This window comes from Mammaliicoccus sp. Q-M61 (assembly GCF_022386055.1).
GTDB lineage: Bacteria > Bacillota > Bacilli > Staphylococcales > Staphylococcaceae > Mammaliicoccus > Mammaliicoccus sciuri_A.
The window spans coordinates 83,089-105,366 of record NZ_JAJNJL010000003.1 but is presented as its reverse complement, the minus strand read 5'-3'; the positions used below and the strand labels follow the sequence as shown (position 1 = coordinate 105,366).

The window sequence follows — 22,278 nt, the reverse complement described above, 5'->3', positions numbered from 1 at the left end:
TAGAAGTTTGTGTGCTACTTTTTTTGTTTAATGATTATTTTCTAAATTGCATAACTTGATAATAGACTGTTTTAAAGGCATCTCTTGTTCATAAATCCTTAACTGATCGATTGTTTCTGGATTTAAATAAATACATTTTTTAGGTTCTCCGTTTTGAAATGCAACAATTGCTTCTCCATCTTCACTACCTTCAAACATTCTATCAACGTCTGAAAAATATTGACTCAAAATATAAATTAATGCATCACTATATCTTTCACGGTCTTGTTTATATAATTCAACTTGATCATCTTGTATATAATACGCATCAACAATAGTCATGCCATCTATTTCAGATATTTCATGCGTAATATCTTGATTCAGTTGTTCTCTCTTAAAAAATTTAAACAACGTAAACGATCCCCTTCATTTATCAATTAATTAGATTTACTTCTTTGATATTCCTGATACTCAAAAAATACTTGGAATAGCATGATTAACATTGCAGGATGATATTTTGAATTAACAATTTCAATATTATGATTGGATGCAATTTTAAATCTTTCAGACTTAGTCTCCATGACTAAATTATTTGCTTCATCTGTTACTTTTACAGATCTAGATATAAACCCTGATTCAAACAATAAAGTATCGTTTTTTTCACCATTAAATATTATTCTAGGTTTAAATCCAATTTTTGTTTCGAATGTACCTATTTTAGTATCGTTCTTAAATACTTCCCAAACAGTTTTAAAAGGTGTCTTTAACTTTCCTTCAATCGATCTTTCTTGTAACACTTTAAAAGTGCCGCCTTCAAATTCAATCATAAAATTATGTTTCTTTCTTCCTAACAACGCAAATGTTTCTTGTCTAGTGGACGTATAATATAAGCTTAGTATAAATGCAGGATTATTGTGTTCATCATAGACTTCGATTGGTTTTGTTGATGCACCGAAAAAGTTTTCTTTGAAATGAAAATGTGACATATTAACCTCCTGAATGAGTTGTTATTATGCTCATTCTACCATAGCTAAATTTTGTTCACCATCTTTAATATTTTGTGATTTTAGTACATTTTCTATCATTAATTTAATCAACTTTTCTTTATCCTTCTTAATTGAAACTAATACAATTCGTTCATCTGTATTTGATCTTTCTTTATCAAGATAGTTTAACTTTACAAGTGCCTTTATAGATTTATTGATTTTTACTAAATCCCATCCAAACTGATCTTTAATATCTTTTAATGTTCTACATCCATTTTTAGACATCTCTATAAATAATAAAATCATAAATTGATCGATGTTCATTCTATATTCATGATTGATACTGAGATGTATATCATTCATCACACGATTAACCTCTATCACATAATCAACGAAACAATCCATATTTAAGTCTGGATAAATCTCATTTAAATTATGCTGAAGATCCATTTCTATTTGATTAATTAATTGAGATATTTTCGATTTGTGACGAGTTTCTACTATTATAATGATTTTTCTCTCATCTTGCTTTAATCGTTCTTTTTTATAATAGTTCAAATCATGTAAATAGGATATGACATGAGTTAACATCGTTTGATTAATACGAAGTACTTCTTTAAAATCTAGAGCTGTATATTTTCTTCTATTTTGATTATCGTTAATAAACTGCAAAATTTTTAAATGATAAATATTTAATGCGTAATTTTTCTTTAGTATTTTCTTCACTTGAAAATTTAAATAATTTAATTTCAATAATTCGTTCTTATATTCAGTCATAGCTCAATACCACCTTATTTTATTTTTTGTTTTATATAGATATGCTTAATGACATCAGCTGAAGAATCATAATCTATTACTAATTTTCTTAACTCTTTCTCAAAATTTATTGTATTTATCTTATTACCAGTTTCTTCATTAAAATGCTGATTAATTGGCTTATTACGTTTAATACAAATATCGTGAATTCTATACTCAATATCCTCAATGTTCAATCCAGTAATATTTAGTTTTTGATGCAGCTTATTAAACAGTTTATTATTTGGAAAAATTAATAGCTGATATTCATTTAAATAATGCGTAATTACAATATTGTCATTAAAAAACACGATATTTCCTCTTAATCTTTTTAAAGTTAAGATTAATTCAAATAACTGATACTGACTTTCTTTATTTAATTGTAATTCTTTGATCATAAGGTGACTGCTCTGTGAAGGTATCATACTATCAATCCAAGTATCATCTATAATAATTGAAATTCTTTGCTTATACTCTAAACACCATTTAAATGTTTCAATAAGTGATTCGATTCGATTAGGGGTTGTCGGTTGATATTAGATATTTAACGAAGAATTATTCTTTAATATAGTAGTTATTTCTCTGTCGGAGACTAATTCATTGTAAACTTTGCATGCAATTTGGTTATTTCCATCTATTATATGTGTCATTTGATTAGCTAAGTATTTATCGTAATCATTCAAAATTAACGTTACTTTTGAATCTTTCAATGTTTCATTTATCATTTTATAAACATGATTATATTGGTAATATGTCATATTTAAATAGAAATGAAACTGCCTCTGTCCATAATAGTACGTACAATCAATTAAATAATTTAATAGTCGCTTAAATTTATCTGTAAACACTTCTAAATTTTCAGTTCTAGATAAATTTATTTCAAATGAAATCTCAAATTGGTGTTCTAATGAGAATGAAAACATTTGATGCATCAATCTATTACTTTCAAAATTCGATTCGTTTAAAAGTCCATTAAGTAAGTGATGCGAAAACAATAATCCAAATTGCCCAATTTCTCTTCTCATCGTTAATAACTTTGATTGCTGAAAATTATTAGTTAATGTTTCAATGTTACTGATATATATTAATAAATTTGAAGTTGGAATCTTTGATGTTGATTGTGTATCTATATGAATATCTGAACTAACATAATCTACAACATTGGTAGATAACTCCTTTATACGATGAGATATCTTTTCATAATTTTTAAGAAGAATTGTTCGTTCATTACTAAATGGATAGTACTGATCATTGGTCAGTTGCTTTCGATATTTCGCTGGCGTTATGTGATACTTTTCTCTAAAACTTTCTATAAAGTTCGATTCGTAAGTAAATCCATTATCCCCCGCAATTTGTGTAATAGATTTCTTTGAATAGATCAAGTCAAATACGGCATAAGATAAACGTATACTTTTTCTAAGTCCTATAAATCTCATATCCGTTATTTCTTCTAGATTTTCTGAAAACCATCTCACTGATAAAATACAATTCGTCGCAACTTCACCTATATATAATTTTTCTTTATAATTTTCATACATATAATTGATTGCTTTATGTATATCATTATTTAAAAAGTAATCATGATCTTCATCTACAATCCTATATAACCTCAATGTCATCATCAATTGCTTAATTGCATTAATCACATTTCTATCTTTATTATTTTTATATTTAAAGTAATTGACGAGCACCTTGTTCATATAAAACCTAAGCGCTTTGTAATCAAGTTTATCTACATCAATATAATACTTTTTATCAAATTGAAAAAAGTAATCTAGTTCACATCTTGATAAATATAAACTTGCTATAACAGTATCCTCTTTAGAATAGATACGATAATGTTCTAAATCATTAATGATGATAATTTCATTTTTTCGATAAACTCTTATTTTTCCATTGATATAGATTTTACTACTTCCTTCTATTACAAATAGAAGTAATAACCCCATATTAAAATCAGATTTAATATTTAAAGGTTGGTAAATTTTAAAATTACTATCATATAACATGTCAAACACCTCAATTCCTTATGAAACATCTTTATTTACTATTCACGATAATTATAATTCAACAAATATTACTAAAAATACTTTATTCTTGACTTTTTATTATGAAATTTTGTACTTATTTTAATCCTTCAGAAGCAATATTCTTTTATTTATTGGATATAATTTTTCGTATTATTATCCAAAGTCAATTATTTTATTATGTCTTAAATATTACAAACGTGTAACAAAGAATCCTGTTTAGTAACTAAAAGTGCTTAAAAACGTTGGTATTATAACGTTCTTTATTCAGTGTAAAATGTTCGGAATTATTACATGAAATCTTTAGATATTTAAATTAAATTACAAAGCTTTAACATTCAACACAAACTAAACTATTTCTGATAAAGTAGGTTTTGTTGATTAACAGCGAAGAAAAAACTTATTAGAAAAAAAACATAAAACATATACGAAAAAATTATTTTTAAATTATCTAGGAGGATTTATTTATTATGAAGAAAATCGCAACAGCAGCAATCGCAACAGCAGGAATCGCAACATTTATGGCACATGACGCAGATGCAGCAGAAAATACACAAGGATATAATCCAAACGATCCATATTCTTATTCTTACAATTACACAATTGACCAACAAGGTAACTACCACTACACTTGGGAAGGTAACTGGAATCCATCATCTCATTACGGTTACCAAGCTCAACAACAAGTAGCAACTAACACTGCTTCTTCAAATAACGAAGCAGCTTCAAATACAAATTATTCACAACCAGCATTCAATGCTGCACCAAATGGTGGTGGTTTAGGAGATTCTCATAACACATCTTCAAACCAAAACAATGTTCGTGTAACAACTACACAAGCACCATCAACTAGCAACCATACAGCAACTACATCAAACTCAAGTTCAAATGTAAGCACTACAACTACATCAACTTCTCGCCCATCAACTGGTGGAGGAGCTAACTTATACACTGCAGGACAATGTACTTACTATGCATTCAGCAAACGTCCTGACTTAGGTAGCACTTGGGGAAATGCTAATAACTGGGCTAACGCAGCAGCACAATCTGGTTACACAGTAAATAACAAACCATCTGCAGGTTCAGTATTACAAACTACAGCTGGTGGATACGGTCACGTTGCTTACGTAGATAAAGTAAACTCTGACGGTTCTATTCAAGTTTCTGAAATGAACTACCAAGGTGTAGGTGTTGTTTCAACTCGTACAATCTCAGCTTCAGCAGCTGGTTCTTACAACTACATTCACTAAGATGAATATAAATAAAAAAAGAGCAATCATTGCGATTGCTCTTTTTTTATGCATTTGTTTTTACTTTTTTGATACCGATACCTGTTATACCATAAAATGCTGCAAAGAACACACATAAATAACATGGTACAGCCCACCAGAAGAAATCTCCTAACGAAACACCCAATAAATCACGATAATATATACCTGATGTTCCCCATGGGATAAATGGCAATACCATTGTCCCACAATCTTCTAGCGTTCTTGATAAGTTTACACGATCTAAATTACGTTCATTATACATGTCCATTAACAATACACCTATCATAATAATTACGACAGATGCAACACCAGCTGCAAATACCAGTATTAAGCTTCCCGCTATCGTAACTAATATCAAATGTGAATCTTTAGAGACTTTACTAGATATTGTCGTTAAAATAACTTTTAAACTGCCAGATGCTTCTACAATACCCGCAAATGCATAACCGCAGAAAATCGTTACAACAATTTCAGTCATACTCATAATGCCACCTCGTTGTAACAGTTCTACCATTGAACTTGATGCATCACTTTCAGCTAAGCCTGTCATATTGATATTGAAACCTTGCATCGTTACATTAAATGCATCTACTATTTCAAATCCATTATTAAACACACCTACAAACATTGCGACTAAACTAGATAATAACATCATCGGTACAGTAGGTTTTCCTATACTAATACCTAAGACTATAACAATAACTGGTACCCATACCCAAAAGTTTAAATTAAAAGCTGTATCAATATTACTCAGCAATTCATTTATTCTTTTGCTTTCTACATTTTTAGCATCAAATTGTAAGCCTGCTATAAACCATATAATAAGCCCAATAATTGATGCAGGTATTGTCGTCCACATCATATGTTGGATATGCCTAAAGATATTTACTTTCGTTACTAATGCAGCTAAATTGGTCGTATCAGAAAGTGGTGACATTTTATCTCCAAACACACCACCTGCTATTACAACACCTGCAACCATACCTATCGGAATATTCATTTCATTGGCAATCGCCATTAATGCTATACCAGCTGTACCTACTGATCCCCATGCAGTACCTGTAGCGACAGATGTAACGGCTGTTATGACAAATGCAGTTACTAAAAAGTATGTCGGATTGATCGTTTCTAAACCATAATAAATTAAAGCAGGTACAGTGCCTGAATACATCCACGTACCTATTAAAATACCGACTGCAAATATTATGTATATAGCTGGCATTGCAGTTGCTAGCCTCTTTGTAATACCATCTTGTAAGTCTTCCCAAGTTAAGCCTACTCTAATGGCTATAAAGCTCGCATAAACCGCTGCAATAATTAATAAAGGCTGAATTGGATAATGTAAAATCCCAAAACCAATCAATACGACTAGCCCCATAAATAAAATCGTAGAAATTGCTTCAAATAAAGTTGGTAATCTCTTCATATAATGCCCCCTTCAATATACTTAGAAAACTAACCATATTATTTAATATATGAAAAAAGTAGTCGCAAATAATTTGCTAACTACTCTTTTTCAATGTTTTAATCCTTAACATAAATATTACAAGCAAATGACATTAATTTTCTAAAAATTCACCGTAAAACCTTATATTATCGGTATATTTTCTATATTACTGTTTGTCATAATTGGTCATAAATATTACTAAAATATTGTATCTGATTATGATTAAGTAACAAGTGTATGAAAACACACACAAACATAAAAACATCTGTTAAAGTATTATTTGTCGTCGGAAAACGACACAAACAAAACTAAAATTTAAATTTAAAACATATACGAAATTTACGGAGGATTATTTATAATGAAAAAATTAACAGCATTCGCAGTATTATCTACGGGATTAGCAACAACAATAATTGGAAATGGTGAAGCTTCAGCAGATACTTTCGATAACGCTCAAGCTCCAGTCCAAAACCAAACTCAAACTCAAAACTTTAACTATACTAATAACTATAGCCAAAATTACAACACTTCAAACATGAGTCAATCATTTACTTCATCAGTAACACAAACTGCAACTCAAACTACAAGTTCATCAGCTAACTTATACACTGCTGGACAATGTACTTATTATGTATTTGATAAAAGACAAGCAGCTGGAGAACCAATTAGCTCAACTTGGGGAAATGCTAACCAATGGGCAGCAAACGCAGCAGCAGATGGTTACACAGTAAATAACACACCTAAAAAAGGTTCAATCTTACAATCAACAGCTGGTGCTTACGGACACGTAGCATACGTTGAAAATGTAAACTCTGACGGTAGCGTTGAAGTTTCTGAAATGAACTACCAAGGTGAAGGTGTCGTATCAACTCGTACTATCTCAGCTTCAGAAGCTGGTTCTTACAACTACATTCACTAAGATTAATTGAATATCATGTATATGGAGACTGGACATATTATTGTCTAGATCTCCTTTTTTGTTTATAAAATAATTAATTTATATTATTGTTTGGCGGCAACGGTAAAAAAATGTATACTTGAATTAAGTTAGGAGGGATTATACATGCGTGAAAACGAACAAAATCCATTTCAACAAACTTCAACACATTCAACATATGAAGAAGTATCACAACACGTTGATACAACTGATGATGATAGATTATTCGGTATGCTTATATACTTAACAAGTTTCTTTGCTTCATTCTTTGCGCCACTTATCATTTGGTTAATTAAAAGAGAGAACTCTCCATTCGTTGATAGAATTGGTAAAGATTATTTAAACTTCTTTATTTCATATACGATTTGGGGGCTTGTTGCTTCCCTATTATGTTTAATATTAGTAGGTTTTATTTTAATACCAATATTAGCTATTTTAGCTTTTGTCTTTACGGTTATTGGTGCTATCAAAGCATACAATGGAGAAACTTATTTACCACCATTATCAATTCGTATGATCAAATAACACTTTCAATTTTTGAAAGTGTTATTTTCCTTTTTTATAGTAAAACTGATTAAATACTAAAATTAAAATTCGTGATAGAATGACGTATACTCTTATAATCTTAAGAGTGACGTATTTTATGAATCCCCTTTTTAAACGTTATTTGTGCAGTTCCATTTTTATGGAAAGGCATAATTTTTTTTGTACTTTATCACTACAGTGCTTTAAAGGAGGAGTTTTTTTGGATCAAAAAATTAAAAAACCGAGAAGAAGATATATAAGCTTACCGACACAAATATTAATCGCTTTAGTATTAGGTGTTGTGGTAGGATACTTTTTACACGGACAAGACCATTTAATTAAATTCATTCGACCTATTGGAGATATCTTTTTAAATCTTATTAAAATGATTGTTATTCCAATTGTATTCTGTTCATTAGCATTATCAATTTCAAACGTTGGTGATATGCATACAGTTGGTAGATATGGTTGGAAAACGATTTTATACTTTGAAATTATCACGACAATTGCAATTGGGTTGGGCATTATATTCGGAAACTTATTCAAACCTGGATTAGGTATAGACGCAAACAAATTACCTAAAGGTGATATTTCTAAATATGAACAAACTGCTGATGCTGCAGAAAAGTCTACTTATGGTAACCATATGATAGATACTATAGTTAGCATCATACCTACAAATATATTTGAAGCTTTAACAGCTGGAGAATTACTACCTATTATATTCTTTGCAGTATTCTTCGGATTAGCAATCGCTGCTGTTGGTGAAAAAGGTCAACCAGTTAAAGATGTATTAAGCGGAACATTAGAAGCTGTATTCTGGATGATACATAGAATATTACGATTAGCGCCATATGGTGTATTTGCTTTTATCTGTGTAACGATTATGACATTTGGATTATCTGCTTTAATTCCATTAGTTAAGTTATTAGCTGTTGTTGTAGGTGCAATGGTATTCTTTATTATTGTTGTATTAGGGATTGTCGCAAAAATTTGTGGTATCAGCGTATTCTCTATTATTCGCATATTAAAAGACGACTTATTGTTAGCGTTCTCAACTTCAAGTTCAGAAACGGTTCTACCATCAGTCATGGAAAAAATGGAAAAGTTCGGTGCACCAAAAGATATTGTTTCATTTGTAGTACCAACAGGATATACATTTAACCTTGATGGATCAGCTTTATACCAATCAATCGCAGCATTATTTGTTGCTCAGATGTATGGTGTTCATTTAACGCTTGTTGAACAGTTAATATTAATGTTTACATTAATGATTACATCTAAAGGTATGGCAGCTGTACCTGGTACTTCTATAGTTGTTCTTATTACAACATTAGGGTCTATGGGATTAAATCCAGAAGGACTTGCATTAATTATCGGTATAGACAGACTATTAGATATGACTAGAACATGTGTCAATGTTGTAGGTAACGCGTTATCAACAATTGTAATCTCTAAATGGGAAAACAAATATGATCATGAAAAAGGTCAAGAATATTTAAAAACATTAAAAAAAGCATAAAATAAAAAAGATTCGGCTAAGGGGAGCCGAATCTTTTTATTTTAATTTATTTAAGTGAATCCACAATTTCTTTAATTTCATCTTGTTTTAAATCAACAACAATTTCTCCGTCTTTAGTATCTTCTTTTAAAGCATCTTTAGCTTCTTCTGAATGATATAATTCCGCAATTTTCTTATATGTTTTATTATCTTTGTCTTTTGTATTTGCTGCGATAAAGTTGATATAAGGTTTAGCTGCATTAGCATCTGGATCTTCTAAGAAGATAGGGTCGTTTTTAGGATCTAATCCAGCTTTTGAAGCTACACCATTATTGATAACAGCAATATCCACTTCATCTAATGCTCTCGCTGTTTGTTGTGCATCTACAGCTTTAATGTTTAAATTCTTTTTATTCTCAACAATGTCTTTAGGTCCACCACTTAAACCGAAGTTCTTATCTAATTTAATGTAACCTGCTTTTTCTAATAATTTTAACGCTCTTGCTTGGTTTGAAACATCATTTGGAATTACGACTTTAGCACCATTTTTTAAATCTTTAACATCTTTTAATTCTTTAGAATATATACCTAATGGCGCAAACACTGTCGTTCTTATTGGAGTAATATCTGTACCTTTATTTGCTTTCTTAAATTGATCTAAAAATGCGAAATGTTGGAAGGCATTTAAATCAATATCTCCGTCTGATAAAGCTTTATTTGGAACATTGTAGTCTGAAAACTGTTTGATTTCAACTTCAATACCATCTTTTTTAGCTAATTCTTTTACTTTGTCCCAAACTGCTGTGTCATTTGATGCGATACCAATTGTTACTTTCTTGTCGTCTTTCTTATCTCCACATGCTGCGAGTAATAATACTAATGCTACTAATAATGTTAAGACTTTCTTCATTTGAATTGCTCCTTTATATTAAAATATTTAACTTCTGCGTACTAATCTAGATAAGACATTACCTAGAGATTGAATAACTTGTACCATAATAACAAGTATAATAACGGTGATAACGATGACGATTGTATCAAATCTTTGATAGCCATATGCAAGTGCTAAGTCACCTATTCCGCCACCACCAACTGCACCGGCCATTGCAGTAGCACCAATTAAACCAATAATTGAAGTCGTTAATGCTAAGATTAATGACCCTAGTGCTTCTGGTAATAAGAAATATCTAATAATTTGAATGGGTGAAGCACCCATTGAATGTGCAGCTTCAATAACACCAGAATTAACTTCTAATAATGAGTTTTCAACTAATCTTGCTATGTAAGGTGCAACATAAACAGTCAGTGGTACAATTGCTGCAGATGTACCTATTGAAGTACCTACAATTAATTTCGTAAAAGGTACAATCGCAATTAATAATATAATGAAAGGTAAAGATCTAAATATATTAATAATTGGATTAAGTAAATAATAAATGATGACATTTTCCCATATACCGTTTTTTCTAGTAATCACTAACAAAATGCCTAATGGAATACCGATTAATGCACCTAATACAAGTGACACAGTTACCATATATAAAGTTTGATATATAGAATCTAACAATAGTGAAGAATCTAATGATGATCCGAACATTATGCACCAACCTCCTCAAATTCTATATTTAATGAATCTAAATGGGCAAAACTTCTTCTAATTGCACTATCGTCACCCTTCAGACGTAACGTTAAGTACCCTACTGGTGTGCCTTGAATATCTGACATTGAAGCAAACAAGACATTAATTTGAACTTGATATTTTGTAATTAAATCATTAATGATGGATTGTGTCACTTTCTCTCCATCTATGTATAATTTAATGTCTGTTGCATGTTGATCAGTCGGTATTAACTTTCTTAAATTATCTGATATATCTGTTGTAATAACGGTAGATACAAAATTCTTAGCTGTAGCTGTTTTAGGGTGACTAAAGACATCTAATACAGGTCCAATTTCGATAACTCTTCCATTTTCCATGACTGCGACTTTGTTACAAATCTTTTGTATCACACTCATTTCATGTGTAATCAGTAGAATTGTGACTCCAAATTCTTCATTGACATTTTTTAATAATTTCAATATAGAATCTGTCGTTGCCGGGTCAAGTGCACTAGTTGCTTCGTCACATAATAATATTTTTGGATCTGTCACGAGTGCTCTTGCAATAGCCACTCTTTGTTTTTGTCCTCCAGATAGTTCATTAGGATATTGCTTCCCTTTATCCTGTAGTCCAACAAACTTTAATAGTTCATCTACTTTGGCTTTAATTTTTTCTTTACTTGTACCTTGCAAAATAAGTGGCATCGCAACATTATTAAATACTGTCTTAGAATTTAATAAATTGAAATGTTGAAATATCATGCCGATATTCTTCTTAACGCTTTGTAATTCTTTCTTTGAATATTGATTGATGTCATGGCCATTAACAATGACCTCTCCCGTTGTTTTCTCTTCCAAAGCATTAACAAGTCTTATTAACGTACTTTTTCCTGCACCACTATATCCAATTACGCCAAAAATATCTTGTTCTTCGACTTTAAAACTGACATCTTTTAAAGCTTGGATTTCAGAATTCTTTTGCTGGAAAATTTTATTTACATTTTTAAATTCAATCATCTTATTTATCCCTTCCGAATTCTTATTAATATGATAAGAATTATATGGGTGTTTCCATTTATCGTCAATACTTATAATCAAATTTTTCTAAATATTCATTTATTTGGATTGTATTTTTTCTCTTTAATGATTGATTAACATTTTCTTAATGAATTTTTATAAATGTAAGCGCTATCAATAAATTATTGACAACTTTGTGAACAACAAATAAAATGAAAATTAAGATGTATTTTTACATCTATAATTAAGGGGGTTATGAGTATGGCAGAGCATGATTTCAAGCGTTTAGCAGCAGATCCAAAGTTTAAAGAACTTCTGAAAAAAAGAAATAGTTTTATATTTCCTATCTCTATATTCTTTATTTTGGCAACACTCCTATTTCCAGTGTTGACTGGTTATACAAACATCTTGAATAATATTGCATTTTGGAATATTTCATGGGCATGGATTTACGCTTTATTATTATTCATTATGGTTTGGACACTTGTCACTTTGTACATGCGAAAAGCAAAATCTTTTGATAAAGATGCTGAGGAACTATTAAAAGCATATAGAGAGGAGCAAAACTTATGAATGTCATCGTTGTCGTTATGTTTTTAATATTTGTCGGGATCACATTATTTATTACATATTTTGCATCTAAAAGAACGCAATCAGCAAATGACTTCTACACTGCTGGTGGCGGCTTAACAGGTTGGCAAAATGGTTTGGCAATCGCAGGTGATTATTTATCAGCCGCATCATTTTTAGGTATAGCAGGTGCCATCGCATTATGGGGGTTTGATGGTTTCTTCTATAGTATTGGTTATTTAACAGCTTATCTTATTGTGTTATACATCGTAGCTGAGCCATTAAGAAACCTTGGTAAATATACTTTAGCAGATATGATTGCAGCACGATTTGAATTAAAAAAAGTAAGAGCTATGGCTGCAGTTTCTTCTATTACAATAGTTATTTTCTACATGCTTGCACAACTCGTTGGAGCAGGTGCACTTATTCAATTACTATTTGGTATACCTTATACACTCGCTGTTATTCTAGTTGGTATTATGATGACTATTTACGTATTATTTGGTGGTATGACAGCAACAAGTTGGGTACAAATGGTTAAAGCGGTATTACTTATGATAGGTACAGTAATTATTTCATTTTTAGTGTTATTACATTTTGACTTCAATCTTTCTACGATGTTTGGTGAAATGCATAACATTAAGTCATCAGATTTCAAAGGTGAATTTATTAATCCAGGTTCACAAGGTAAACCACCATTAGATAACATCTCATTAATTATTGCGTTACTCTTTGGTACAGCTGGTTTACCACACATATTGATGAGATTCTTTACAGTTAAAGATGCTAAAACGGCAAGATCTTCTGTAATGTGGGCAACATGGATTATCGGTATCTTCTACATTTTAACAATCTTCCTTGGATTTGGTGCAGCAGCATTATTAACACGTGAAGAAATTATTGCAGCTAACCCTGCAGGTAATATGGCAGCTCCATTATTAGCAGCAAAATTAGGTGGAGATTTCTTAATGTCATTTGTTTCTGCCGTTGCATTTGCGACGATTTTAGCAGTAGTAGCAGGTTTAGTATTAACAGGCGCGTCTGCATTCGCACATGATATTTACGGGCAAGTTATTAAAAAAGGTAAAATAAGCGAACGTGAACAGATGAAAGCAGCAAAATTAGCTTCATTAACCGTTTCAGTTGTATCCATTATATTAGCCTTATTTGCTCAAAATTTAAACGTGGCATTCTTAGTATCATTAGCATTTTGTGTCGCAGCAAGTGCTAACTTACCTGTCATTGTATTTACGATATTTTGGAAGAGATTTAACACACACGGTGCAATCACAGGAATCGCTGTCGGCTTAATCATGTCACTTATACTCGTTATTCTAAGTCCAAATGTCATGAATCCAGCAGGAACAGCATTTATAACAATGTCGCCAATATTCCCATTATCAAACCCTGCAATCATATCAGTACCAGCAGGCTTTATTGGAGCATTTTTAGGAACATTCCTAGGTAAATCAGAATCACATGATAAATTCCAAGAAGTTCAAGTTAAATCAGCAACCGGAATATCAACTTCAGATATTACACATTAAAAATTAGATAGTGTTGTGGAAGTATTTAGGGACAGAATTCTGAGAAATGTCCGTAACGGGCGGTGTTAGAGACACAATTCTGAGTAATGTCCCTAATGGGCTGTGTTAGGGACACAATTACAAATAATGTCCCTAAGGAGTGCTGTTAGAGACATAATTCCAAATAATGTCCCTAAGAAGTGCTGTTAGAGACACAATTCCGAGAAATGTCCCTAAGAAGTGCTGTTAGAGACACAATTCCGAGAAATGTCCCTAAGAGGTCGTGTTGGGGACACAATTCTGAGTAATGTCCCTAAGGAGTGCTGTTAGGGACACAATTCTGAGTAATGTCCCTAAGGAGTGCTGTTAGAGACACAATTCCGAATAATGTCCCTAAGGAGTGATGTTAGAGACACAATTCCGAGAAATGTCCCTAATTAGACAATTCTAACTACCATTTCTCAGAATTCTGGTAATTAAATCAACCAACTAACCTATTTAATGTCAAAAACCGCTTAGACATCCATCGTGTCTAAGCGGTTTTTTCTTATTTTAATTTTGCTTTTTGTAAGAACTTCACTTTTTTGCTAAGTGATTTTGAAGATTTTTGTTTAAGCATTTTATTTCTCATTTTAATTTTTAAAGTACTTGATGATTGTGCTGCTTTACCGATTTTTCTTGATTTTAAGATGACTTTTTTAGTATGTTTCGTTCTTAACTTATCATATCGTTTTAAGGCTGATTCTATATCTCGATCGTTAATTAAATTAACTAATGTTACGGCATCTTCTATTGCTTGGCCTGCACCTTGTCCCATGTTCGGTGTTGTTGCATGTGCTGCGTCACCTAATAGAACTACTCTATTTGAAACGAAAGATTTCAATGGAACTAAGTCATACATATCATGATGTAGTATGCCTGTTTCTTCTTGTGCATCTAATACAGTTCTTACTTCATCTGGGAATTGATTGAAGTATGCTTGAAGATGTGGTTTCTCAAATGACTTAAATTGTAAATCATTTTCTTTAGCATTCATTGTACAGAACCAGTATAATTCGTTGTCTTTTAAAGGTACAATGCCAAATCTTCCTTTATGTCCCCAATATTCTAAAGTAACATCTTGTTCGATATTTAACTTCTCGTTTACAACACCTCTGAAACAAGTGTACCCAGCGTACTTAGGTGATGATTTTGGATACAGTTGTGTTCTTACTTTTGAATGTATACCATCTGCTGCAATTACTAAGTCAAATTGTTCTTCTAAACCATTTGTAAAATAAAGACGTACATCGTCAGCTGTTTGCTTAAATGTTTTAACTTCGTGATTTAAATAAATATTATCTGTTGGTACATGTGTTTTTAAGATTTCATGTAACACTTTTCTATGAATCGTAATATTTTTATGTTCATCTTGATTCATCATTAATGAATTTAAAAATTCATCTAAATCAGATCTAATTTCTATTTTTCTTAATGGCTGGCCTTCTTGCTCAATTGCATATGCCATTTTATATTGTTTCAATGCTTTAAGGACATTACTTCCAATGCCTAGACCAGCACCATCTTGGTCTAAATTTCTACGTTGTTCATAAACATAAACTTCATGTCCCGTTTGAGTTAGTAATCCAGCAGTCGTTAACCCACCGATGCCTGCCCCAATTACAGCAATTTTCATTTTGTTCACTACTTTCTTTGAAATAAAAATTTGATTATAAGCTTTATTTTAACATGAATCCTTACATATCTTTACCCCCAGTTCATATTGAACTAGGGGTAAACTTTATTTGTAATAGTCTTTATGGACTTTTGATTTTTTCAAATTATGGTCATCATAATAACCTTCCATAATTTTACCGATACTAGTTGCCCAATTCACATCTGTTGCATATAAGTGTTGTCCAGGATTATAAGGGTTCCATCTCATTTTATATAATGTGTCTTGCCCATTGTTAAGATAATCCTTTTTAATAAATTCAGCGCCTCCATTTATAGCTTTTTCTGGAGAAGTCCAACCTTTTTTACGCGCATAACTACTACCCGTTTCTACAGCATCTTGATCAAATGCCCCGATTCCATAAAAATTATAGAATGTTTTACCGTTGGACATTTTGACACCACTAGCCAATTCAGAATTACCATTGCCAGTTTCGATAAAAGCATGGCTCATCAAGTATATGACATTGACATCATATTTTTCTTGAGCATCTATAAAAGCTTTTTCTTTACCTTTTAATATGCCTTTATCTTTTAAAATTTCTTTAACTTGTTTTTCTGATACATCTACTTTTTTAGATATATCTATGAATTGAAAGTCTGTCTGACTTTTGTCGATATCCATAAATTTATCGATTTCTTTTTTATCAGCATACACAAATTTATTGTCCTTTTGTGTAACGGCTGGTGCATCACTTTGCGTTTGAATTTCAAGCGCTTCTTCATAAGTATGTGTTTGATGATTTTTAAAAAAAGGAGACTCAAAAATAAATAATAAAACAATAAATATAATAATAATTGTGAGCCCTAAAATTAAAGAAAACCTTTCTCTCAAAAAGTTAATAATATTCACACCTCTTCTATTTGTATAAGCATTGTTACTGTTTTAACTTATCTTATATTTTCTTAAATTTCAACGAAATGTTTTCAAAAAAAATAAGAGCGAGACAGAAATCTGTCTCACTCTTCTCTACTCATACCTTTTAAGAAGTTCAATAATAACGTTACACTTTGATTAATTTCTGGATCTTTAAGTGCACCTAATAAATCTGTTACAGAAGTCTTCTTATAAGGATTAGCCCTATTCGCTACTTTCATACCGTTATTAATTCTTCTCACGAAAGTCGATGTTTCTTCTATATCTAGCTCTCCTAATAGAAATAGAACTTGTCCCAGATTTCCTAAAATACCTTCATATTGTTCTTTATTCAGTTCATTGACGATATTTTTTGTAATGATTTTACGTTGCACAATGGCTGCATGAAAAGCATCCAGTGCTTCCGCTTCTTCCAGTGCATCGAGTATATCAATCCCTTTTTCAATGGCAATTTTTCGATCTGATAATCGTGATTTAATGTCATTCATATTTTCTTCAATTATATATTCTCTACTTTTATGAATTTTCTTAATCACTTTAACTCTTTCACCCATTATAAATCGCCACCTTTACTAGGGAATGTATAACTAGATTTCGCCCACTTATCTTATACTCTCACACTAATCTGTGGCTGTCTATTACCAAAACGTGAATTATGTTTAGGTATAGGTGATTTGCCTTTTTTAGTGACAACTTCTAACTTCGCATAATTATCTTTATATGCTGGTGTATTTGTATCTTTATCAACATCACTATCTGTTACAAAGTTAGGTGCACCTTCATTCTGATCATTTAATGGAATATAAATATTATTACCTGCTACTCTGTCTGTTACTTGCACATTCACTTCTACTGTACCTACTTTAGAAGTTACTTTAACTCTCGCACCATTTTCGATACCGTGTTCTTCAGCAAGTTCTTTAGAAATTTCACAGAAGTTTCTAGGCAATTTATATTTTAAACCTGGTACTTGATAAGTCATATTACCTTCATGGAAATGTTCTAAGACACGTCCATTGTTAACGTGTAATGACATTTCTTTAGTCTTTTTAGATTCAACATTAAATGACAATGGATAAAGTCTAGCTTTGCCATCAGGGAAATTAAATCTTTCTGTATATAATAATGGTGTATCAGTGCCATCATCATTCATTGGCCATTGTAAACTATCAAATCCTTCTAAACGATCATACGTAATACCTTTGACTAAAGGCATGAGTGATTGTGCTTCATACCATATTTCACTAGGATGTTGATAATCCCAATCTGCGCCAAGTGACTGAGCAATTAATTGAATGATTTCCCAGTCTGGTTTAGAATCTCCAAGCGTGTCTAATGCTTTATTGATTCTTTGAACGCGTCTTTCAGTGTTTGTAAATGTACCATCTTTTTCTAATGAAGGAGATGCTGGTAAGACAACATCCGCAAATTCGGCTGTTTTTGATAAAAATAAATCTTGAACGACTAAGAAATCAATTTTCTCAAATGCTGATCTGACATAATTGATATTAGCGTCTACAACACCTGTATCTTCACCTTTAATATAAAGTGAGTGTAATGTACCTTCATGTATACTATCTATCATTTGATGGTTGTCCAACCCTCTTTCTGAATCGAGCGAAACTTGCCAAGCTTGTTCAAATTTATGTCTCACTTCATCATCAGAGACATCTTGATATCCTGGGAATGTGTTAGGCATACTGCCCATATCACTACATCCTTGAACATTGTTGTGACCTCTTAGTGGATAAGCACCTGTGCCAGGTCTCATATAATTCCCTGTCACTAATAATAAGTTAGAAATAGCTGTACTTGTATCACTACCGATACGATGTTGCGTTACACCCATTGCCCAACAGATGGATAGAGATTCAGTTTCTGCAACTTGTTTAGCAATATGTTTAAGTTCTGTTTGACTAATGCCCGTTAGACTTTCTGCATACTCTAACGTAAATGTATTAAGACTCTCATAATAACTATCAAAATCATTAACCCATTTATTGATAAAAGCTTCATCGTGCCAATTTTGGTCGATAATATATTTTGTTACAGCTGATAGCCAAACTAAATCTGTACCAGGATTTGGTTGATAAAATTTATCTGCACGTTCAGCCATCTCATGTTTTCTAATATCAAATACATATAATTTTTGTCCCAATAATTTATGTGCACGTTTAATTCTACTCGCAATAACTGGATGTGCTTCAGCTGTGTTTGTACCAATAGTAATGACCATTTTAGCTTTTTCTAAATCTTCAATTGAACCTGAATCGCCACCGTAACCTACTGTTCTAAACAATCCTTGAGTAGCTGGTGATTGACAATACCTTGAACAATTATCGACATTATGCGTCCCAATAACTTGTCTCGCTAATTTCTGCATTAAATAAGATTCTTCATTTGTACATTTAGAAGATGAAATAAACGCTAATGCATCTTTACCGTATTGATTTTTAATTTGAGAAAATCGGGTACTGATCACTCTTAAAGCTTCGTCCCATTCAACTTCTTGGAAATAGCCTTCTTTTCTAACTAAAGGTTTCGTTAATCTATCTTCAGAATTCACATAGTCCCATGCAAATTTCCCTTTAACACACGTAGAAATATGATTTGCTGGAGAATCTTCATGTGGTAACACTCTTAATATTTCTCTATCTTTTGTCCAAACATCAAATGAGCAACCTACACCACAGTAAGTACATACTGTTTTCGTCTTTTTAATGACATCTTCTCGCATCGCCGCTTCTGAATCAGAAATCGCAAACAGTGGTCCATATCCAGTTTCAGCTTTTTTAGTGAGTTCAATCATCGAACGTAATAAGCCAGGTTCTTGATCAGTCATATAGCCTGCATTACCTAGCATGTTATTTTCCATCAAAGCATTACAAGGACATACTGTTACACATTGTCCACAGTTCACACAACTTGATTCATCAATCGCACGATCATTGTCCCAAATAACTCTAGGTTGTTTTCTTTCCCAATCAATTGTCAATGTTTCGTTCACTTGTACATCTTGGCATACTTCTACACATCTACCGCATAGAATACATTGATCTGGATCATATCTATAAAATGCCCCAAAATCTTTTTCATAACCTTTAGATTGAAATGGATTAGATTGATGTTCTAAACCAAATTCACCCATTGTATTATGAATTTCGCAATTGCCATTATTATAATCACAAACTGTACAATATAATTCATGGTGTTCAAGCACTCTGTCCAATGCTTGTTTCTGAGCTGATTTCACGGATTCAAGTTGTGTATTTACAACCATGCCATTCTCAATCATCGTACTACATGCACGTTGAAGTTGCCCATTAACTTCGACGACACATGAGTCACACGTTTCAATTGGTCCTAAAGATTCGTTGTAGCATATAGACGGAACAAAAGATAACTTTTCAGCTTTAATAAAATCCAATAGCCTCATGCCCTCTTCTACAAGAAAATCTTTACCATCAATTGTTATAACCTGATGTTCTTGCATATTGATTACCCCCTCTATGAAATTATGCCCAAAAAAGCCAAACAAATTCATTATTAAATGAAACGGCTTACTTTTGATTATAATTTTGTAATTTTACAATTGCAAATAATTGTTATACTTACTATATTGATAAATTTTCAGAAATTTCAAAAATATTATTGATACACTGTTAAATATTTGCTAATCTATGAATATTCTTAGTTTGAAAGAAGGTTTTACAATGGTTACATTTATTTCTAGTATTATTATTTTAATTTTGGGGTATATCTTTTACGGTAAATATGTTGAACGCGTATTCGAGATACATCCGGATAAACAAACACCTGCGTATAGTAAACAAGATAATATGGATTTTGTACCTATGCCTGCTTGGAAAGGATGGATGATTCAGCTGCTCAACATAGCTGGATTGGGGCCGATTTTTGGTGCAGTAGCTGGTGCTTTATATGGACCAGTAGCATTTATCTGGATTGTAGTAGGTTGTATCGTCGCTGGCGGTGTACATGACTATTTCTCAGGCATGTTAAGTTTGAGACATGGCGGTGCACAGTTCCCTATGCTTGTACAACATTATTTAGGTAAGGTTATTAGAGTGTTTACAGATGTAGTTTCTGTCGTCTTGATGGTACTTGTTGCAGCTGCATTTGTTGCTGGGCCAGCTCAATTATTATCAAGCAAGACACCTATATCGTTCTTCGTAGCATTAGTTATCATTTTTACATACTTTATACTAGCAGCTATACTTCCTATCAATAAAATTATTGGACGTATTTATCCAATATTCGGTGTTATCTTAATCGTTATGGCAGTTAGTGTAGCCGTTGCTTTAATATTCAGTGGTAAGCATATTCCTGAAATTACAATTCATAATATGCATCCTAAAGAACTACCTGTTTGGCCATTACTTATGGTGACAATATCTTGTGGTGCCATTTCAGGTTTCCATTGTACGCAAAGTCCAATCATTTCAAGAACAGTTAAAAATGAATCAGAAGGTAGAAAAGTCTTTTATGGCGCAATGATTTCAGAAGGTATTATTGCATTAATTTGGGCAGCAGCTGGTATGACATTCTTCGGTGGTACTGAAGGATTAGCAGCAAAATTACAATCAATCGGTCCAGCTGGTGTCGTTGACCAAATCTCAATGGAACTATTAGGACCATTCGGTAGTATCCTTGCACTACTTGGTGTTATCATCCTACCTATTACAACAGGTGATACTGCACTTAGAAGTTCAAGAATGATTATAGAAGATTTCATGAGAGATAAAGTAAAAATTAAGCCAAAAGTATTAATGATCGCAGCAAGCTTTGCGGTAGGGTTACCAGCTTTCTTACTATCAACAATTGATTATTCATTCTTATGGAGATATGTTGGATTCTCAAATCAAATCGTCGCAACCGTTATGTTGTGGGTAAGTGTAAGTTACTTATTAAGATATGGCAAAAAACATCTAGTAGCCGGAATACCAGCATTATTCATGACTGCTGCAATTAGTGTATATGTATTATATGCACCCGAAGGATTATCATTACCATATCAAACATCTGTAATCGGCGGTTCAATCGTATTTCTAATTGTCGCTTCATTATATGTACGTGCAATTATTAAACATGCAGACCCAAGCAGAATCCCAACACCTACAAGAGATTTATATATATCATAAAAATGGAGACTTCCGATAATACGTCGGAAGTCTTTTTTTGAGTATGTTGGTGTGATGATAGCGAGGTTCTTAGTTACAATTCTGTAGAATTTTGTAATTATAGACGTCTGTAGTTACAATTCCGACGACTTTTGTTACTATGGACACCCTTATTTACAATTCCGTCGACTTTTGTAATTAACAGACCCACTACATTCATGTCACACTTGGAATTCCCAAAACTTCTAAACCTTCTATTATTGTTAAAGATTACAAATAATCATATATTTTTTATTCTCACAATCTATCTATAATATCCAAACAGTTGTACTATTGTATTACATCATATTTTAAAAAGGAGAGATTATTC

20 protein-coding genes are annotated in these 22,278 nt (G+C 31.9%); 7 read left to right on the top strand and 13 right to left on the bottom strand.

Going from position 1 to position 22,278, the window contains the following annotated elements:
* Nucleotides 1-27: 27 nt before the first annotated feature.
* The 5 genes from LQ677_RS05865 to LQ677_RS05845 all read right to left on the bottom strand — a co-directional run bounded on the left by LQ677_RS05865 (nucleotide 28) and on the right by LQ677_RS05845 (nucleotide 3,769).
* Nucleotides 28-390: a hypothetical protein gene (locus LQ677_RS05865; protein WP_239705365.1), complete on the bottom strand. Its 363-nt coding sequence runs from the start codon at nucleotides 388-390 to the stop codon at nucleotides 28-30.
* A 26-nt stretch (nucleotides 391-416) separates the two neighbouring features.
* Nucleotides 417-965: a tubby C-terminal domain-like protein gene (locus LQ677_RS05860; RefSeq protein WP_126477740.1), complete on the bottom strand. Its 549-nt coding sequence runs from the start codon at nucleotides 963-965 to the stop codon at nucleotides 417-419.
* Nucleotides 966-995: 30 nt separating this feature from the next.
* Nucleotides 996-1,742 (bottom strand): transcriptional regulator, SarA/Rot family, encoded by a 747-nt coding sequence (locus LQ677_RS05855; RefSeq protein ID WP_037589077.1) that lies wholly within the window; start codon nucleotides 1,740-1,742, stop codon nucleotides 996-998.
* A gap of 14 nt (nucleotides 1,743-1,756) precedes the next feature.
* Nucleotides 1,757-2,158 carry a hypothetical protein gene (locus LQ677_RS05850; protein ID WP_239748168.1) on the bottom strand — a complete coding sequence of 134 codons (402 nt, stop codon included), beginning with the start codon at nucleotides 2,156-2,158 and terminating at the stop codon, nucleotides 1,757-1,759.
* A 138-nt stretch (nucleotides 2,159-2,296) separates the two neighbouring features.
* Nucleotides 2,297-3,769 (bottom strand): helix-turn-helix domain-containing protein, encoded by a 1,473-nt coding sequence (locus LQ677_RS05845; RefSeq protein WP_239748167.1) that lies wholly within the window; start codon nucleotides 3,767-3,769, stop codon nucleotides 2,297-2,299.
* Between the two features lie 488 nt (nucleotides 3,770-4,257).
* Between LQ677_RS05845 and LQ677_RS05840 the strand changes: the two genes are divergently transcribed.
* Nucleotides 4,258-5,037 (top strand): CHAP domain-containing protein, encoded by a 780-nt coding sequence (locus tag LQ677_RS05840; RefSeq protein WP_037589080.1) that lies wholly within the window; start codon nucleotides 4,258-4,260, stop codon nucleotides 5,035-5,037.
* Nucleotides 5,038-5,083: 46 nt separating this feature from the next.
* On the opposite strand, the gene nhaC is transcribed toward LQ677_RS05840, so the two are convergent.
* Nucleotides 5,084-6,484, bottom strand: a complete 1,401-nt coding sequence (gene nhaC, locus LQ677_RS05835) for a Na+/H+ antiporter NhaC (protein ID WP_126477738.1) — start codon at nucleotides 6,482-6,484, stop codon at nucleotides 5,084-5,086.
* Nucleotides 6,485-6,863: 379 nt separating this feature from the next.
* Between nhaC and LQ677_RS05830 the strand changes: the two genes are divergently transcribed.
* The 3 genes from LQ677_RS05830 to LQ677_RS05820 all read left to right on the top strand — a co-directional run bounded on the left by LQ677_RS05830 (nucleotide 6,864) and on the right by LQ677_RS05820 (nucleotide 9,489).
* Nucleotides 6,864-7,424 (top strand): CHAP domain-containing protein, encoded by a 561-nt coding sequence (locus tag LQ677_RS05830; protein ID WP_025906859.1) that lies wholly within the window; start codon nucleotides 6,864-6,866, stop codon nucleotides 7,422-7,424.
* A gap of 144 nt (nucleotides 7,425-7,568) precedes the next feature.
* On the top strand, nucleotides 7,569-7,967 hold the full coding sequence (locus LQ677_RS05825; RefSeq protein ID WP_037589082.1) for a DUF4870 domain-containing protein: 399 nt from the start codon (nucleotides 7,569-7,571) through the stop codon (nucleotides 7,965-7,967).
* A 232-nt stretch (nucleotides 7,968-8,199) separates the two neighbouring features.
* Nucleotides 8,200-9,489, top strand: coding sequence for a cation:dicarboxylate symporter family transporter (locus LQ677_RS05820; protein WP_037589120.1), 1,290 nt, complete (start codon nucleotides 8,200-8,202; stop codon nucleotides 9,487-9,489).
* A gap of 46 nt (nucleotides 9,490-9,535) precedes the next feature.
* On the opposite strand, the gene gmpC is transcribed toward LQ677_RS05820, so the two are convergent.
* From gmpC to LQ677_RS05805, 3 genes are read right to left on the bottom strand one after another with little or no spacing between them, the layout of a single operon-like run.
* Entirely contained in the window at nucleotides 9,536-10,378 is an 843-nt protein-coding gene (gmpC, locus tag LQ677_RS05815) for a dipeptide ABC transporter glycylmethionine-binding lipoprotein (RefSeq protein WP_191836513.1), read from the bottom strand.
* A gap of 27 nt (nucleotides 10,379-10,405) precedes the next feature.
* Entirely contained in the window at nucleotides 10,406-11,065 is a 660-nt protein-coding gene (locus LQ677_RS05810) for a methionine ABC transporter permease (protein ID WP_025906863.1), read from the bottom strand.
* Entirely contained in the window at nucleotides 11,065-12,084 is a 1,020-nt protein-coding gene (locus LQ677_RS05805; protein ID WP_191836514.1) for a methionine ABC transporter ATP-binding protein, read from the bottom strand. Before LQ677_RS05805 ends, LQ677_RS05810 begins: the two co-directional genes overlap by 1 nt.
* Before the next feature lie 261 nt (nucleotides 12,085-12,345).
* Between LQ677_RS05805 and LQ677_RS05800 the strand changes: the two genes are divergently transcribed.
* Both LQ677_RS05800 and LQ677_RS05795 read left to right on the top strand, forming a co-directional pair.
* Nucleotides 12,346-12,657 (top strand): DUF485 domain-containing protein, encoded by a 312-nt coding sequence (locus LQ677_RS05800; RefSeq protein ID WP_037589086.1) that lies wholly within the window; start codon nucleotides 12,346-12,348, stop codon nucleotides 12,655-12,657.
* Nucleotides 12,654-14,201 (top strand): solute symporter family protein, encoded by a 1,548-nt coding sequence (locus LQ677_RS05795; protein ID WP_191836515.1) that lies wholly within the window; start codon nucleotides 12,654-12,656, stop codon nucleotides 14,199-14,201. The genes LQ677_RS05800 and LQ677_RS05795 overlap by 4 nt, the downstream gene beginning before the upstream one ends.
* A 526-nt stretch (nucleotides 14,202-14,727) precedes the next feature.
* Here the strand turns inward: LQ677_RS05795 and LQ677_RS05790 are convergent.
* The 4 genes from LQ677_RS05790 to fdhF all read right to left on the bottom strand — a co-directional run bounded on the left by LQ677_RS05790 (nucleotide 14,728) and on the right by fdhF (nucleotide 20,263).
* Nucleotides 14,728-15,855 (bottom strand): FAD-dependent monooxygenase, encoded by a 1,128-nt coding sequence (locus tag LQ677_RS05790; RefSeq protein WP_191836516.1) that lies wholly within the window; start codon nucleotides 15,853-15,855, stop codon nucleotides 14,728-14,730.
* A 105-nt stretch (nucleotides 15,856-15,960) separates the two neighbouring features.
* Entirely contained in the window at nucleotides 15,961-16,728 is a 768-nt protein-coding gene (locus LQ677_RS05785; RefSeq protein WP_126477780.1) for an N-acetylglucosaminidase, read from the bottom strand.
* A 125-nt stretch (nucleotides 16,729-16,853) separates the two neighbouring features.
* Nucleotides 16,854-17,324: a helical membrane plugin domain-containing protein gene (locus LQ677_RS05780; protein WP_037589089.1), complete on the bottom strand. Its 471-nt coding sequence runs from the start codon at nucleotides 17,322-17,324 to the stop codon at nucleotides 16,854-16,856.
* A gap of 53 nt (nucleotides 17,325-17,377) precedes the next feature.
* Nucleotides 17,378-20,263 carry a formate dehydrogenase subunit alpha gene (gene fdhF / locus LQ677_RS05775; protein WP_239748166.1) on the bottom strand — a complete coding sequence of 962 codons (2,886 nt, stop codon included), beginning with the start codon at nucleotides 20,261-20,263 and terminating at the stop codon, nucleotides 17,378-17,380.
* Nucleotides 20,264-20,483: 220 nt separating this feature from the next.
* Here fdhF and LQ677_RS05770 point away from each other — a divergent pair, with 220 nt between their 5' ends.
* Nucleotides 20,484-21,929 (top strand): carbon starvation CstA family protein, encoded by a 1,446-nt coding sequence (locus tag LQ677_RS05770; protein WP_191836518.1) that lies wholly within the window; start codon nucleotides 20,484-20,486, stop codon nucleotides 21,927-21,929.
* Nucleotides 21,930-22,278: the final 349 nt, after the last annotated feature.